This is a genomic window from Acidiluteibacter sp. (assembly GCF_055129545.1).
Map to the genome: position 1 here is coordinate 12,735 of NZ_JBSRUB010000017.1, position 15,494 is coordinate 28,228.

A 15,494-nucleotide genomic window follows, 5' to 3' on the forward strand; every position below is an offset into this window, starting at 1 on the left:
TTACTAATCATTAATTAAAATCACATTTCCTCGTTTCCGGCCAGTATCAACATAGGCATGTGCAGCTTGAACTTGATCTAAGGAATAAACTTTGTCAATTACTGTTTTTAGTTTATTCGTTGCCAATAACCTTCCAATTTCAATAAGGTCTCGCATGCGCAATTCCTTTCTGCGAATTCCTGTAGCGTCAAATTTCAATTTCTTTTGAGAGAATGGAGAAATAAACATCATGTTGAGCAAGACCGACAGGCTCAAAACTGGAGTCATATACACCCCATTTTCTTTCAAATTAAGCTTTGATTTAGCATAGGACATCGTTCCAACCGTGTCAAAAATCACATCAAATAAATCAGCACTACTTTCCAACTCATTCTTAGTATAATCAAAAACCTTGTCTGCTCCAATGTCTTTGACTAGGGCTTTGTTTTTAGCACTACAAACGGCAGTTACATCTGCACCAAAATTTTTGGCTAGCTGAATTGCGGCCGTTCCAATACTTCCTGATGCGCCATTAATAAGGATTTTATCAGCTTTTTTAATGTTAACTTGATCGGTGAAGAATGCCAACGCAGTGCTAGCTCCATCTAATATCCCGGTAGCTTCTTCAGGGCATATGTTTTCTGGTTGATGTATAATCAAATCGTCCTCAGACAAACAAATAAATTCAGCGTATGCTCCATAATTTAGACCAGTTTCAGCCATTACTTTATCACCAATCTGGAAACGAGTAACTGAAGAACCTACCGCTGTTACAACTCCTGCCAAATCGGTGCCGGGTGTTTTTACTTTGGGTTTGGTTAAGCCTGTAAATAAGCGACCAAAATAGGGCTTTCCCTCACGCATCATACCACTGGCTCTGGTTACCGAAGTAGCCTTGATTTTAATAAGTATTTCGTTCGATTTTGGAATTGGTATTGCTAGGGTTTGAATGGTAAGCACTTCTGGACCTCCGTATTGTTCTGCTATTACTGCTTTCATAATTTTTGATTTTATATTATGAGGCAAAAGTGCGACGATTGAATTTTTCAATCGTTCCGGTTTATAAATCGGAACAACTTTGAAAAACGGAACTTATTGGTTCAATTGATTCAAATAGGTTTTGGGAGTAACGCCCATTTTCTTTTTAAAGAAGGTATTGAAAACGGTTTTCGAATTGAACCCACTGTCGTAGGCAATGGCTAAAATGGTCAGGAGGTGAGCATTCTTGGTTTTCAATTTTGATTTGAATTCCTCTAACCGATAGCCATTTACAAAGTCAGCAAAGTTTTGTCCAAAGCCATCGTTTAATAATTGAGACAAATTATTGGGCGATAAATTCATGTACTCTGCTAGTGACCGCAAAGAGAGAGCAGAGTTTAAGTGCAATTGTTCTTGCTCCATCAGTTCGCGCAAGCGATTTTCGTAAAGGACTTTCTCCTTTTCCGTAAACAACGACTTTTTATTTTTACGATGCGGCAACCTATTGCCGACTTCGCCAATAATGTTCGCCATACTCTTTTTAAATGCAGGAATGTGGTGGATCGGTTTAGCTAAGGGCTCAGTGGGCAGAAGTAAAACCATGGGGAAGTGATTGTCAGTTGCACTTTTGAAATAATCCATTGCCACTTCTATATTGCCCATTTGAGCATGACAGATGATAAGAAAATTGAGCGCATTTCCGGCAGAAGGAGATTGAAGGTAAGTTGTAAGTGCTGTTATTCCAGCTTCAGCTTTCTCTGTATTGCCCATTATGGCGTGTGCAAGTGTGGTGCCTCCAAGCTTGGCCAAATAGCCTGTATTGTCTTCGGCAAGATTGTCGAAATAAGCCAGGCTTTTTTTATGCTGGCCAAGTAATAAATAACAAGCTCCAATATTAACTACTGGAAAAGGAAGCTCTGGCTGAATATCAAGGCTTTGTTTAAAATAGGTTAGTGCATCTTGGTAATGACCCATTAAGTAATACAGAAAGCCTTTGTAGTGTATGTTCACCGAAGAAAATGGAGCAATTTCTAGCGCCTTGTCACTGTACCTCATAGCCACTTCTAGTTTTCCTTCTACAGTAAGAAGATTTGCCATGGTTAGGTACATGTTGTCGGTTGGACGAATGCTTAGTGCTTGATTAAGATAAATATAGGCTTGTTTTAAATCCCATTTTTGCCAACATTCAATCCACGCTTTGTTCAATTGAGACTCTGGTAAATTCTCGTTTAATTCTAGTGCTCGTTCTAAGTAGGGTTGTGCTTTGGTAAAACCTTCGTAAGCAGAAATTATCCCCATGGTGCCCATGTAGGCGTAACCTTGGTTTACATCTAAATAGGGCAGAGGGAAACTCGGGCTTTCGGCAATTACCTCATCAAATATTGCAATGGCTTTTAGGGTGTTGGTGTAATCTAGCTTCATTAAGTAGAAACGCCCTTTGAGGTATTTTTTATAGGTTTCTAATGGCACATTGTACTGATCCACCAAATGTTCACCCAATTCAAAATGTCCGAGATGTTCACGTAATTTATCCGCAATTAGTAAACTGATCTCATCTTGAACTTCGAAAATATTCTTCAGGTCACGATCAAACGTTTCCGACCAAAAATTATAATCATTATTCGTTTCAATGAGTTGAGTTGTTATTCTAGCTGTTGCACCTGCTACTTGTATGCTTCCTTCTAGAATAATGGCAACATTTAGTTTTTTGGCGATTTCAGAAATACTGCTGTTTGTGCCTTTAAATGAAAATGAAGAAGTTCTAGAAGTAACCTTTAGTTCTTGAATTTTTGCAAGGGCATTAATAATGCTCTCAGCAATGCCATCAGAAAAATAGTCGGCTTCACTGCTTGAACTGCTATTAACAAAAGGGAGCACGGCTATGGATTTCTTATCCGTCATTTATCAATTTTCAGTTTGTAAATTCGGATAAAAAATCGATTTCAGCAATTTTTGTTTTAGGAATTAATCTGAAGTCCAGCTTGATAGTTTGAATGTATTCAAAGTTTAAATTGACGTGGTTCTACTTCTCTAAAAATAATGTGATTATCTTTTTGTTCTAGCAGTTAATTTTAGTTTAAATTGATGCCTATGTATAAGTTAGGCTCGAAAAGAAAATAATTATTGTGTTTTTCTGCTTGAGCTGCTATTAACAAAAGGAAGTACAGCTATGGATTTCTTATCCATCATTTAATTTGCGCTGAAATAATGATGTATTTGGTTGCAAATAGTCTTTGTGTTAAAAAGACTATTTATTGCCGGCTGCTCTCCTCTGAAAATGATTTAATGATCGTTTCAGCTTTATCAACATTAGCCTTATGACGGTATTATCATCATTTCTAGCAATAAGATAAATTTCTCAATCTCTCAACTCTTCCATTTCTGCAAGGGATGAGTCTAATTTATTCATTATTCCACCATAAATAGTCTTTACATCTTTACGGTGTATGTACTTGCTGAAAATACTCATCAATAACGCAAAAGTCAGAACAAAAATAGTGGTACCGAGATGAAGCCCAAAAAACAGGTCGCTTTGTTCACTAACCTTTTGTCGAACGTCAGTTAAACTATCTGAAAACCATATTCCAAAATAGAATGCAAGAATGAGAGTTGGGTATACTACTCGGTACATTTTACCGTAGCGCTCAATAGATTGGTCAATCCATAATTTGAATGATTTTAAAAATAAATAACTGCTTTGTCCTTTATCTATTTTTTCTAAGTTCTTCAAATCATTGTAAGCGGTATAGGCAACGTACAGCATCATTATTAAGACAACACTGCCGGCAATTAAGGCCCCTGCAAAGTAGGCGCCAATAAATAAGAGGGAAGAGCCAATTATAATGCCCCATATGTTATTCAAGAACATCTTCTTGAATTTAGCCATAATGTGCAACGACTTTTTGTCGTAAAGGTTATTTACCTTTGGAGCGATTAAAGATTCTCTGTTTAGGAACCCTTCCTTCCATATGGTTTCAATTGACTTTTCCATCTAATATTTTTTTTAGTCGTTCCTTAATTCGTTTAATGCGTACCCCAATATTATTTGGGTTAGTGCCAATTATATCTGCAATTTCTTGGTACGATTTTTCTTCTAGATAAAGTAGAATTACTGCCCTGTCAACTTCTGACAATTGCCGAATGCCAAGGTAAAGCTGATTCAGCGATTCATCTGCAAAAGCACGAGATTCTTCGGATACTTCTTCTACCAAGAGGTCAGAAGCAGCATACTGTTGGTTGTTTTTTCTTTTCTTCAGTAATGTCATGCTAACATTCAACGAAATCCGATATACCCATGTAGACCATTCAGATTGCCCTTTAAAGTTATTTCTGCTTTTCCAAATTTGTAGGCACACCTCTTGATAGTAATCTTCGAAATCTTCCTGATTATCAGTATACGCCCTGCATATCTTTATGATTATTCCTGAATAAGGATGAATAGAGGAAGTATAAAAATCGTTGCTCACTTTTTTATTTAAAACCTTAATTTACAATTTTAAATCAGTTTTCCTGATAACAAAGCTTTTGCATCTAGATTCCTTCCTATCAATAGTCCGATAAACATGCCAAGTGATATTCCTAGTGCAATGCCCATAGACCGCTCAAAACGAGATAAAAATACAATTCCCAGAAGCAATCCGAATATCATTCCTAATGCAAGACCTCGATTGGTGTAATACCCTTTAGTAGTTAAGAAAAAAGAATCCTTCAAATATGTTTCAAATTGCATAAGTGCTTTTTTATGATATCCTTTATTGTGAGCAATTGTAGAGTCTAGATTGAGCCTTTTCAATTCGCTCTCTAAGGCTTTAATTTCAGAAGCGGATAATTCTCTCTCATTCAACCTGGTCAAAATTCGAATGAATTCTTTATAAATCTTGATTTCAGACTTGTTACTTGTTTTAGAAACTAAATTTTCAAAATAGTCTAGTGCTTTTTTTAATGTCATAATTTTAATCTTTTCTTGGTTAGTGGCTAAAGTCAAAGATTATTACACCCCATTAAAATATTTTTTAAAAAAAATGTCCTTCAGAGCAAGTTTATGTATCCTTATCTGGTAAGGCCGAACTAACAAAAGATAAGGAGTTAATATCCAAATATTGGAGTAGCAGCCTGTTTTTCAGGTGGAGTCGATGACAAAGAGGTAGCGATTTTGAAAGTGAAAATTATTAAAGGCGAACATTGGAATGCAGACGAAAGTAACGTTCTTCAACTGTTTGAATTTGTTACAGCTATATTGAAGGATGAGGTTCCTAAAATTGGGAAGCACGAAAAATTTGCAACCTCCTAACCGGATTTATTTTTTACCTGAAGGCAGCTAGTGAAACCTGCCTTTTCCTTTTTGAGGTTTTTACTTAGTAAAATAAATCATCTCTTGCGGGTTATTCAGTCTAGCTATTTTATCAGCTTTCTTAATATCGGGGCTTTTAATTTACTTAGATTGTTAATTAATAATGTTAACCAATCATCTTCAGAGAACTGATGTTGTTGCACGTTTTAATCGGCTAATTTTTCAAAGTCATTATCTGTTAAACATTGAATGTTTTTCGTGATTTTTTCAATATCCCAATTCCACCATTTTAGTTCCAATAGCCTTTTAATTACATCTCCATAAAATCGCTTTTTGATAACGTGTGCTGGGTTTCCACCAACCATAGTATAAGGTTCAACATCTTTAATTACAGTTGCATTTGTGGCAATAATTGCTCCGTCTCCAATTGTAACTCCTGCCATTATTGTTGCATTGTAACCTATCCAAACATCATTACCGATATTAATATCTCCTTTATGAGGGTAAGATTTTCCTTCCATTGCTTTTTCCCAGCCATTACCAAAAATTGCAAAAGGATAAGTAGTTAGTGAATTGGTCAAATGGTTTCCTCCATTCATAATAAATTTCACGTCTGAAGCAATCATACAAAACTTTCCGATAATGAGTTTGTCGTCAAGAAAGTCAAAATGATATTTTATATTTTTTTCAAAATTTTCTACATTTTCAAAATCATCATAGTAGGTGTAGTCCCCAATAATAATGTTAGGATTGGTAACAATATTCTTTAAGAAGCAGAGCCTGTTATAATTGGCAAGCGGAAATTTAGTGTTCTTGTTTGGACCTGTCATAATTTTTTCTTAATGGATATGTTGATCTGTTTTTACTTTTTTTCGGAGAGTTTTTTCAAATTTTCTATAAGGCTCATATTACGTTAAATTATTCACTTTGTGATCACTTCTATTATTTGTAGAGGTTCTCAATATCCAACTATTCAGTTATCAAATCTTGCATAAATCCTAATTGTTTCATAACAGTTATTCTGTCGAAAATTTGAGTGTGTCCATTAATAAAATTATCCTTAAAATGATAAATTGATAGGCCTTTTGTATGAATAGACTTCCTAGTTGGCGGATATTCTTCAATCTTTCCAAGATTTGTACCGGTTAAAACCCAAGTAATAGCAACGTGATTTTCTTCAGGAATTGCTGATGTTATTTCAAAATTCATATCAGGAAATGAGTTGAATGAATAATTCAATCGCTCTTTAAATTCAGAATGAGATAAAGTTTTTCCTTCCCAAGGGTCACCCGTGTCAAGAAAAATGGTGTATTCAGGATGAACATACTGTTCCACTTTTCTAAAATTCTTTTTATTCCAAATATCTTTTATAAAATCCCGTAGGAAAGTTTCTTTGTCCATCATTATTAAGTCTTTTTTTATTAATTAACGTTCTGAAAATTCTATCGATTAATCAAGATGTTCTAATTCCTGATTTAAAGCTATTCATGGGATTGTTTAAAAGTTTCCTTTTCCAAAAAAGCGCTATCTTGACAGTTAGATTTCTCTATAATTTATAAACTCGCACTACTTTATTATATTTCTTCTTGTTTAGCCTTCTTTAGCTTGTTTTTAGATGAACTTATAAGTAAAAATTCAACCAGGTAACCCCCGATAAGTATTAGGCTATTTTTCCTGTAAAATCCTCCTAGAACTAAGCCGGAAGCAATCATTATTGTAGCCCAAACAATACTGCTTATAAGTTGAATTCTTGTTAATAGTTGGATTAATTCAGTTTTATTTTTCATTTGATTAAATTTTATTTTTATAGATGTATAATGTTTTTATTTCTGGGATTTATAGCTATTGAAGTAAGTTATTTTTTTATGAATTTAATTGTACCTCCATTTTCAAATTTTAGAAAATAGGTTCCGCTTTGAAAGTTTTTTACGTCAGTTTTTTTATTGTGAATAATCCTTCCACTTTTTATTTTGGATCCCATCGTATTATAAATAACGTAATTCTCGGTTTTACTCAATCCGTCCACCTCAAAGAAATCTGATGTGGGATTAGGGAATAATTTAACAGTTGTCAATCCATCAAAATCATTGATAGATAACGGCTTATTGTTCCAAGTAAAAGCATCTAAACTTATATAATCTCCGTCATTTGTGGTTGTAAAGATTAACTCATCTATAAGTGTATTTGAATGATCTGAACCACTTTCAATAGAAAAATCAATAAAAGTGTATCCATTACAAGGGCTAAAAGTTTCTACATTTGAAAAGCCTGAGTTTTTTGTTATAACATATGCTGTAGTCCCATCTTTTTTCCCTTCTATCGTTAATGTTGAGTTTGTCGTGTTGGTGATAGAAGAAGTAGATAGAAAAAAATAGAGACTCTTTATAGCGATATCTGCACCGTCTGCTGTAGATATTATAAATGAAGTTCCATCATTATCAGAATCAACAATTGTGTTATCAATGAATTTTTGGTCAATTAAATGACCATTCCAACCAGAATTGGGATAAGTCGATATTTTGAAGGAGTCTCCTACCGTATTACTGGCAATAGTAAATAATTGCAGGTTGTTTGTAAATGAAGTAGAATTGAGGAGCTCACTCTCGAAGTCTTCTACATTTTGAGCTTTAGCTTTTGTTCCTATTAAGCATAAACTTATAATAATAGGGAATAGGTATTTTTTTTTCATTGGGATAATCATTGTTTCTGTTATTTGGTAATGCATTGTTATTTAGGGATTAATGAAAAATGAGTGGCAGTATATATTATTGTCATGCATTTTATTTCATGATCACTTTCTCAATAATTACATTTTTAACATTGTTTTGGACTTGTTTTGAGTTTTCATACAGCTTACTTTTTTATGATGGGAACATATTCGGTTTTACTTCGCTTAGAATTTTATACTCCTCCTTTATTCATAATTAAAGATGCGATTACTGAATTATCATTCTTGTTTTGGACATGTTTCGAGTTATTCAATAACATAGTGTGTTTTAGAGATGGAAAGATTTTCTTCGCGCGTTTTATCATTTTTCTACCAGGGAAAATAATGTCATTTTCTGCAGCAATCAGTGTTATGGGCGTTTGAATTTTTGATGCCTCACTTGATTTAATAATAGGTAGAGGCGTAAAATCCATTGTGAAATGAGTGAATACCAAGGCCAAACTTTGTTGTGCAAAATCATCCTTTTCCGTAAAGGCAGCGTCTAAAAAACGTTTGAGGTATTTAGTCTTTTTTGTTTTCATGTAACGCTTCATCGGAATAAAGAACTTAATCAGTGCTTTAATTGGATTTCCATTCACGACATACGCAGGTGCTGAAAGAAAAACTTCCTTTATTTTATTCTCATTATTGATTAGTGTTTTGAGAATTACGAGTCCACCGAAAGAGAAGCCTGCTAGTATTACATCCTTCAATTCGAGCTTATCAATTAATTCATTCATCCATTTGCCGTATGAATCATCTTTCAAACTCAAACGTGTTTCTGCACTTTTATTTGGTTGAGCCAATACATCTATTGCATATACAGAGAAAGAATCAATCAAATCCTTATAGGTTTCGAGAGCGATTGGGGCGCACCCGTTAGAACCGTGAACAATTATAATAGGTGGGTTTCTTGGGTTTCCAGCAACGATAATATTGGTGTGACCAAATTGGGTAGATATGGTTTTGTATTCACAATCAATACCTAGACTTTCTAGTTTATTGTCATACAGTCGAAGTATTTCTTTCTTGCCATGTTCGGACTTAAATAATGATTTCAGTTTCAATCCTTGTTATTTTGTTGTTTCGAATCCATTGTTCTTTGTCAAAAAAACCTGACTAATTGATCGTATCAAGCCTATTACTAAAAATGTATTTTTCATTATTTTTATTTCAATAAGAATTATGATGTAGCGCTTAAATCGAACTTTGTTAAAAGCTGTATACCCTTACTTTATCATTCTGTCCACCTTAGCTTATATGCAATGTTAGCGAGTCGTTGTTTATTCAGGTATAATTGTTAATAGTGCAGAAAAAATAATCACATCTTGTAAAAAATGGATAAACCACGCCCAAAAAAGACCTTTTGTTTCAATTATTGATTTCGTCAGCAACCATCCTAAAAATCCAGCGACTATTACACCCATTAATCCACCCGGGTCTCCCCAATAATGAATTGTGCCAAATATAAGTGCCGAAACGAATGGTATAAGCTTGTCTTTTAGTTTACCTTTTAGCACCACCACAACACCTAATCGGGTAATACTTTCTTCGACAAAGGAATTGGACAAGGCAAAAACAATACTGAAAGGCAAAATTTTTATTATACTCACGATTGAAATTTCACTTTCTCTAACGAGCTGAAAATAAATAATAATAGCCGTTACTACGGAAATGACTATTGCAAAATCTCTTCCTAAATGAAACCAATTCTCATTTGGTTTCGGCTTTATTCCAACTAATTTTTCAGGCAACACCTCAGCAGAAATATTCCCTTTTCGAAAAAATTCTTGGAAATTTCTTCTTTTATTCCACGATAAGATGAATAAAAAGATAGTTGTGCCAATCAGAGTAGTTGTTTGATATAAAATTTGCTTATTTATCGATGCAGATAAGTTGTCAAAAATCACAATTCCATTTGCCCAACTATTTACAAAAACTAATGATATGGTAAAAGCAACTATTGATAGAAGCAATATAAATTCGTTCAATCTTAACATAATATTTCACCTTAAATCATTGAAATTATTTGTATTTACTACAAGGCTCGCTAACGTTCTAGGCTATGAGTATTTACGTGGTTTGGCACTTAACTTTGCAAGCCTGCCTGCCGGCAGGCAGGTACACAACGAGTTGGAAATTCCTGCGGAATTTCCAAAGTAGGCGAGGACAAGCAATAACTTAGATCCATTGTTGGCAACTGGCTTTTTTAGTTAGTATTGTTAAAGATTAATCAGGTCTTTCAGGAATATAAACAACATCAACTTCTACATTATTCCCATATTTTACTATAATAGAACATAATACAGAAACACTATTTCCATTGTGAGTAGCAGGTTTCATTATTGGCATTTTTCGTAGCACTCTTAATATTTCTGCCTGAACGGTTACTTCTGAATTTCGAACTTTCATGCCAGTCAGGTTTCCGGATTCGTTGATTATAAAAAACACATCTACTTGCTTTGGTTCTGAAAGATTTAAATCTTTAGACACACTCAAGTTAAACTCTCGCTTAAAAAATGTCGATACTTTATTATTAAAACATTCTCTTGTTTCTTCTATTGAGAGTTCTTCACAACCATTATAGACTGGGGCAATTTCAACATCTTTTAATATCATACTTTTGTCAGTAGTATAAGTTGCTAAACCGTCATCATGCGACACAATGCTGCATAAACTTAATAGAGCCTGTTCCTCTACTTCTGTCATATTTCCTTGTGCCATCACTTGTTCCTGAACAGCATTTATTTTCGTTATTAAATCACTTTCTGTGTCTTTTGAAGAGTCAGATGGTTTCTCACAAGAAACAGAGAAGAGTCCAATAGAGATGGTTGAAATAGCAACCAAATTTTGCAACCTTTTTCTTCTTTTCAAATTGTATTTCATAAGTTTTTATTTTATAGCTTATTGCTAACAATTTATATACCAATCGTTACCATCCGATAGGAGGCAATGATTCGTTATATAGTGTTGTAGTCAGTATTCTATTTTCACCACCTTTTGAATCATTTTTATTACAGTATTATATGATTGATTTGGTATGAATCTCGATTATACTTCCAATCAATTGCTCGTTTATATCTAAGTAAAACGTCTTCCCTTTTGCTGGATAGGCTATTTATTCTTTTGTGCTTATCCTCTGACAAGCCAAGAATTTCAATCCTGACTTATCAGACTAAGTTTAAAATTTCCACCCAAAGTAAAGGTTTGGCTCAAAAAGAAAGTAGTTTCTCCATTTATCGTCCAACTGCTTAAATCCATCAGGAGAGTTGTTATCAAACATCCATTGGTTACAATGAACCTGTGGTTCTATGAAAAAATGTTTTTTCTTACCAAATGCGAGATGGTAGCCCAAATGAACCGAGTTATAAACTTTAAAACCATTTCCGAGTTTATTACCGTCTAGATCCGTATAGGTTTGAAATTGCGGTACAACTTCAATAGTTGCAAATAGTCCTTTCCATAGCATGCGCTGGTATGTTATGCCTATTCCTGTTTCTCGCAAATATCCTGGATAGAATTCACTTTCTGTTTCTAACTTATCCAAAATACCATCCCACCATGTGATTCCCATAGGTTGAAATAATCGCCAGGTGACAAACTTCACACCTAAGATGTTCTTATTATCTAGGTTGCGTTTTACATGAAGCTCTATCATTTGGTTACTTGTTCGCTTGTTCCAATCTTCCAGGATAAGATCTGTCATGATATAAGTAGTACTTACCCTCCACTTATAATCAACTTCAGTTTCTTTAACCAATGTTGAATCAGTTTGAGCAAAAGCGCTAATTGTGCAAGAAAATAATAGAATTGCAAATAAATTTTTCATACTAATTATGTTTTAAGTTTTTAAATTCGATTTTCACAGAGTATCATTATGACATAATTATTTGTTCTGCTTTATCGATTTGACGATGCAAATTTGGAGAGAAAAGAAAGGGGAAAGGTTCTGAAATGTAATTCCGAACTTAATCGTAAAATTTGAAACCTTTTAAACAGGCTTAAATTTGATTAGACTTAAACCTTTAGTTTTAAGCCTTGCTGCTTCGTAATGCTTATTAGTACTTGGCTCGTTTTGTGAAAGTACCTTAGGAAATCGGGTTGCTAAATACCTTAGAATATAAGGTAATTTTAGAGTGGTAACAAAATGGTAAGCGGCAGATCTTTAGTCTAATTTATTATTCTTTCGTTTTACTATTCGATTGATAATAACCATTAATCCAATCGTCAAAACCATTAATGAGATGACTACAATTCCTAAGGTGGAAAAATTATTGATCATTCCATCTTCAGCTTGAAATACAATATAACCCGCTAGAATCGCAGCTGCACCGGCAACGGCCAACTGCATTGCTGCATCAACAGCCATGTATGCACCTCGATCCTCCACTTCAGGAACCACTGTGCCAATAGCAGAAGATGAGATACTTCTTGCATTAATTCCAATAAAAAGGAAGGTATGAACGACGGCAACTGTCCATAAAGGATTGATTCCAAAATTGGTAAATACCCCTACCGTCAAAATTGTTATGACTGTTCCTATTACAAAGATTTTGAGTGTTCCATATTTATCTGTTAAACGTCCTATAAGAGGAGAGAAAATGAAAGTAGAAACCCCTGCGATACTATAAAGTAAGGGAAGATCATCAAGACCTACTCCAAGGTTGTTGGTGCAAAAAGCAGAGCTAAATGTCATTAAAATCACATCACCTGCTACTAAGAGCGTATTATTAAAAAACACAACTAAATAATTTCTATTGCTGATTATTTTTAATGAATGACGCCACGGATTGACTTTAATGGGTTTTAATAGATGCTTATTTACGGGATTAATTTTCCAAACGACTAGAAATAGGGCAATAATTCCGATAAGTAAAATCAGCCCAAAAGCCAAATGCCAATCCCATTCAGAAGCTAGGTAGAGTGCTAGCGGTAATCCCAAAATTTGACTGCCTGCAGAAGCCATTTGTAGAATTCCCATGGCCCTTCCTCTTTGAGTTGTTTTAAATAAATCAGCTATGATGGCAAAGCAAATGGGACCAACAACACCACCAAACGTCCCAGTAATAATTCGAGCAACAATCAATATATTAAAGGTAGGCGCACTTGCACAAAATAAAACGCCTAGTAAAAAACCTGAGTAAAAGAATAGCAGTAGTTTTTTTCGATCAAATTTATCAGCATAGCCCGATAATAATATAGCGGTTATTCCTGCGCTAATAGGATATGCAGAAGCAAGTAGGCCAAACTGTTTGGTGGTTATTTTAAGTTCAGGAAGTAGTATCGCTGACAAGGCAGAGGTAAGCATATAGTCCAATACAATGGTCAATAATACGACTGCAATGATGGTGACTAAAAGAAATTGATACCTTGTGAATTTCGGCTTAGTATCGTCAGTCATTTGATTCTATTTTTTTTGAGATTTGACCCATGCTTTTGGAGTCATTCCTTCCACTTTCTTAAAAAATGCATTGAAAACTGTTTTGGAGTTAAAGCCACTATCATAAGCTAAACCTAAGAGTGTAAGGTTACTGTTGTTGGGGTTTAGCGCTTTTTCTTTAAATGCGATCAATCGGTACGCGTTAATGTATTCATTAAAATTCTTACCTATTTGTTCATTGAGTAACCACGATAATTTATTCGGCTGCATATCCAATTTTTCTGCTAATAGCCTCAAGGAAATCGATGAGTCTAAAAATATCTCATCTTCTTTCATTAGCCGATCTAAGAGTTCTAAGTAGTGTGCTATTTCATTCTTATTTAATAATGAAGGATTGACAAAGGTGGTTTTAGCTATGGTTATCGGTTCAAGAATATGCTTCTTTTTTATTGAAGGAGGAAAGTTCATTTGGGCATAAATCTCTTTAAACCGAGCATGATCCCTAAGATTATCCCAGACCCAATAGTTCTTCAAGGTACACATCGTAACCGAGCGCTCTTCGTATGCTTTATCTAAGTGGAATATGGCTTCATTAGGCATATTTAAAAGTGCGTACAAAATTGCAGGATCAGAAGAGTCAACGTACTTTGTTTTTTCGAGTACAGCTAATACCTCTTCTTTCTTACCCATTAGTATTTTCACAACCAATAGATCTAAGTTAGCAAGTCCTAAACCTCCTATTAATTCCAGTGCCTTGTTAACATCATTTAAAGCCTCCTTGTATTTTCCTAAGTACGCTTTGACCAATCCTCGAAAGCGAAGAGCCTCGGCATAATTAGGGTCAATTTCCAAGGCTCTATTAAATGCAAGAATTGACTCGTCAAAGCGTCGAGCAAAATAATAGGTCAAGCCCAGTTGAAAATGCGTATGAACATGAAGCGGGTCAGTTTCAGTCTCGCTTTTGGCTACTTGAATAGCTCGTTCAAAGTCCTCTTTGATAAATATATAGTACAAGGATATAAATTCATTTTGGTCAGATTGTCCATATTTTATGGCCTTGTCGTATTCTTTTAGGGCAGCATCCCAATTCCAAGCCGAAAACAGTTCAATATAAGCAAGCACCATATGTGCCTTTGCATTTTCTGCATTTAATTCAATGGCATTGTTAGCGGCACTTCTTGCTAAGTCATTCCCTTCTTCATTGGGTAATATATTGAGGGCCGAAGCATGAATATATGCTTCTCCTAAAAATGCATAGGCTTCTGCATACTTCGGATCAACTTTAATTGCCGCTTTGAAGAATTTCATTGCATCTTTAATGTCTTCAAAATCCTTTCGTTTTAAATGATAACTCCCTTTCAACCATAAATCATAAGCCTCGACGTTTTGAGCGCGAGTTGTATGGAGCGAAGATGGAATTTCGATATGTCCAAAATTTTCCCGGATTTGGTCAGCAAGCAACAAACTAATTTCATCTTGAAGGACAAAAATATCCTCTAAATTTCGATCAAAATTCTTTGACCAAAAGTGAGTGCCGTCCATAGTATCAATAAGCTGTGCAGTGATTCGAACTCTATTACTATCTTTTCGGACACTCCCTTCTAAAACGGTACTTACCCCCAATTGACTACCAATGGTTCTGACATCTATGTTCTTGTTTTTATATTCAAAAGAGGAAGTGCGGGCAATGACTTTTAGACCTTTAATTGTGGTTAAGGCATTGATAATTTCCTCTGTTATCCCATCGCTAAAATATTCGTTTTCAACATCAGAGCTCATGTTGACGAATGGCAGTACCACAATAGACTTATTAGATGATGATATGGGTAGATGTTCGCTCATTTACTACTATACTTTATCAGGGCTAATACGAACTGAAATTGAATTTTTAGAGGTTTTTATTTAATTGCCAACAACTTTTAGTTTAAAAGCAGAAGCGGATTAAACACCCCTACTTTTCCGATAGAAATATACTTATTTTAATACAAATAGCGGTTTGAGTTTACACCCAAACCGCTATTGCCTTTATACCTCTTAAGTTTGATTATCCTTAAATTGAAAGTATAATCAGAAAGAACAAAAGAGAGAATTAAGGTTAATATATACAGTGAAGTTTAAACTTCGACAACATTGATAATCCTCTCTCTTTTACTACTTAA

16 protein-coding genes are annotated in these 15,494 nt (G+C 34.5%); 1 reads left to right on the plus strand and 15 read right to left on the minus strand.

From position 1 onward, the window contains the following. Positions 1-3 precede the first annotated feature (3 nt). The 5 genes from ACTB0X_RS09975 to ACTB0X_RS09995 form a co-directional block, all read right to left on the minus strand. Positions 4-978 carry an NAD(P)-dependent alcohol dehydrogenase gene (locus ACTB0X_RS09975; protein ID WP_463024870.1) on the minus strand — a complete coding sequence of 325 codons (975 nt, stop codon included), beginning with the start codon at positions 976-978 and terminating at the stop codon, positions 4-6. A 93-nt stretch (positions 979-1,071) separates the two neighbouring features. Next, positions 1,072-2,859 carry a tetratricopeptide repeat protein gene (locus ACTB0X_RS09980; protein ID WP_463024871.1) on the minus strand — a complete coding sequence of 596 codons (1,788 nt, stop codon included), beginning with the start codon at positions 2,857-2,859 and terminating at the stop codon, positions 1,072-1,074. A 457-nt stretch (positions 2,860-3,316) separates the two neighbouring features. Then, entirely contained in the window at positions 3,317-3,949 is a 633-nt protein-coding gene (locus tag ACTB0X_RS09985) for a hypothetical protein (RefSeq protein WP_463024872.1), read from the minus strand. Then, entirely contained in the window at positions 3,933-4,424 is a 492-nt protein-coding gene (locus ACTB0X_RS09990) for an RNA polymerase sigma factor (protein ID WP_463024873.1), read from the minus strand. Before ACTB0X_RS09990 ends, ACTB0X_RS09985 begins: the two co-directional genes overlap by 17 nt. Before the next feature lie 29 nt (positions 4,425-4,453). Next, a complete protein-coding gene (locus ACTB0X_RS09995; protein ID WP_463024874.1) occupies positions 4,454-4,906 on the minus strand; it encodes a hypothetical protein in 453 nt (150 codons plus the stop codon). 210 nt (positions 4,907-5,116) lie between these two features. On the opposite strand from ACTB0X_RS09995, the gene ACTB0X_RS10000 reads away from it, so the two are divergent. Continuing rightward, complete coding sequence (locus ACTB0X_RS10000; protein WP_463024875.1) at positions 5,117-5,248, plus strand: hypothetical protein; 132 nt, start codon at positions 5,117-5,119, stop codon at positions 5,246-5,248. Positions 5,249-5,454: 206 nt separating this feature from the next. On the opposite strand, the gene ACTB0X_RS10005 is transcribed toward ACTB0X_RS10000, so the two are convergent. From ACTB0X_RS10005 to ACTB0X_RS10050, 10 genes are all read right to left on the minus strand, one after another. Further along, the gene (locus ACTB0X_RS10005; RefSeq protein WP_463024876.1) at positions 5,455-6,078 is read right to left on the minus strand and encodes a CatB-related O-acetyltransferase; all 624 of its coding nucleotides are present in this window, start codon (positions 6,076-6,078) and stop codon (positions 5,455-5,457) included. A gap of 139 nt (positions 6,079-6,217) precedes the next feature. After that, positions 6,218-6,652 (minus strand): ester cyclase, encoded by a 435-nt coding sequence (locus ACTB0X_RS10010; protein WP_463024877.1) that lies wholly within the window; start codon positions 6,650-6,652, stop codon positions 6,218-6,220. A gap of 170 nt (positions 6,653-6,822) precedes the next feature. After that, positions 6,823-7,035 carry a hypothetical protein gene (locus tag ACTB0X_RS10015; protein WP_463024878.1) on the minus strand — a complete coding sequence of 71 codons (213 nt, stop codon included), beginning with the start codon at positions 7,033-7,035 and terminating at the stop codon, positions 6,823-6,825. 68 nt (positions 7,036-7,103) lie between these two features. Beyond that, entirely contained in the window at positions 7,104-7,937 is an 834-nt protein-coding gene (locus ACTB0X_RS10020) for a T9SS type A sorting domain-containing protein (protein WP_463024879.1), read from the minus strand. Between the two features lie 212 nt (positions 7,938-8,149). Then, positions 8,150-9,022 (minus strand): alpha/beta hydrolase, encoded by an 873-nt coding sequence (locus tag ACTB0X_RS10025; RefSeq protein ID WP_463024880.1) that lies wholly within the window; start codon positions 9,020-9,022, stop codon positions 8,150-8,152. Between the two features lie 216 nt (positions 9,023-9,238). Then, positions 9,239-9,955, minus strand: a complete 717-nt coding sequence (locus ACTB0X_RS10030) for a CPBP family intramembrane glutamic endopeptidase (RefSeq protein ID WP_463024881.1) — start codon at positions 9,953-9,955, stop codon at positions 9,239-9,241. Positions 9,956-10,184: 229 nt separating this feature from the next. After that, complete coding sequence (locus tag ACTB0X_RS10035; RefSeq protein ID WP_463024882.1) at positions 10,185-10,841, minus strand: hypothetical protein; 657 nt, start codon at positions 10,839-10,841, stop codon at positions 10,185-10,187. Between the two features lie 295 nt (positions 10,842-11,136). Next, positions 11,137-11,784: a hypothetical protein gene (locus ACTB0X_RS10040; protein WP_463024883.1), complete on the minus strand. Its 648-nt coding sequence runs from the start codon at positions 11,782-11,784 to the stop codon at positions 11,137-11,139. 336 nt (positions 11,785-12,120) lie between these two features. Beyond that, positions 12,121-13,356 (minus strand): MFS transporter, encoded by a 1,236-nt coding sequence (locus ACTB0X_RS10045; RefSeq protein ID WP_463024884.1) that lies wholly within the window; start codon positions 13,354-13,356, stop codon positions 12,121-12,123. A 6-nt stretch (positions 13,357-13,362) separates the two neighbouring features. Further along, on the minus strand, positions 13,363-15,177 hold the full coding sequence (locus ACTB0X_RS10050; RefSeq protein ID WP_463024885.1) for a helix-turn-helix domain-containing protein: 1,815 nt from the start codon (positions 15,175-15,177) through the stop codon (positions 13,363-13,365). Positions 15,178-15,494 lie beyond the last annotated feature (317 nt).

Excerpts from the sequence above, each read along its gene's own strand:
- ACTB0X_RS09975 (WP_463024870.1), bottom strand. The coding sequence starts at position 978 with ATGAAAGCAGTAATAGCAGAACAATACGGAGGTCCAGAAGTGCTTACC.
- ACTB0X_RS09980 (WP_463024871.1), bottom strand. The coding sequence starts at position 2,859 with ATGACGGATAAGAAATCCATAGCCGTGCTCCCTTTTGTTAATAGCAGT.
- ACTB0X_RS09985 (WP_463024872.1), bottom strand. The coding sequence starts at position 3,949 with ATGGAAAAGTCAATTGAAACCATATGGAAGGAAGGGTTCCTAAACAGA.
- ACTB0X_RS09995 (WP_463024874.1), bottom strand. The coding sequence starts at position 4,906 with ATGACATTAAAAAAAGCACTAGACTATTTTGAAAATTTAGTTTCTAAA.
- ACTB0X_RS10005 (WP_463024876.1), bottom strand. The coding sequence starts at position 6,078 with ATGACAGGTCCAAACAAGAACACTAAATTTCCGCTTGCCAATTATAAC.
- ACTB0X_RS10010 (WP_463024877.1), bottom strand. The coding sequence starts at position 6,652 with ATGATGGACAAAGAAACTTTCCTACGGGATTTTATAAAAGATATTTGG.
- ACTB0X_RS10015 (WP_463024878.1), bottom strand. The coding sequence starts at position 7,035 with ATGAAAAATAAAACTGAATTAATCCAACTATTAACAAGAATTCAACTT.
- ACTB0X_RS10020 (WP_463024879.1), bottom strand. The coding sequence starts at position 7,937 with ATGAAAAAAAAATACCTATTCCCTATTATTATAAGTTTATGCTTAATA.
- ACTB0X_RS10030 (WP_463024881.1), bottom strand. The coding sequence starts at position 9,955 with ATGTTAAGATTGAACGAATTTATATTGCTTCTATCAATAGTTGCTTTT.
- ACTB0X_RS10035 (WP_463024882.1), bottom strand. The coding sequence starts at position 10,841 with ATGAAATACAATTTGAAAAGAAGAAAAAGGTTGCAAAATTTGGTTGCT.
- ACTB0X_RS10040 (WP_463024883.1), bottom strand. The coding sequence starts at position 11,784 with ATGAAAAATTTATTTGCAATTCTATTATTTTCTTGCACAATTAGCGCT.
- ACTB0X_RS10045 (WP_463024884.1), bottom strand. The coding sequence starts at position 13,356 with ATGACTGACGATACTAAGCCGAAATTCACAAGGTATCAATTTCTTTTA.
- ACTB0X_RS10050 (WP_463024885.1), bottom strand. The coding sequence starts at position 15,177 with ATGAGCGAACATCTACCCATATCATCATCTAATAAGTCTATTGTGGTA.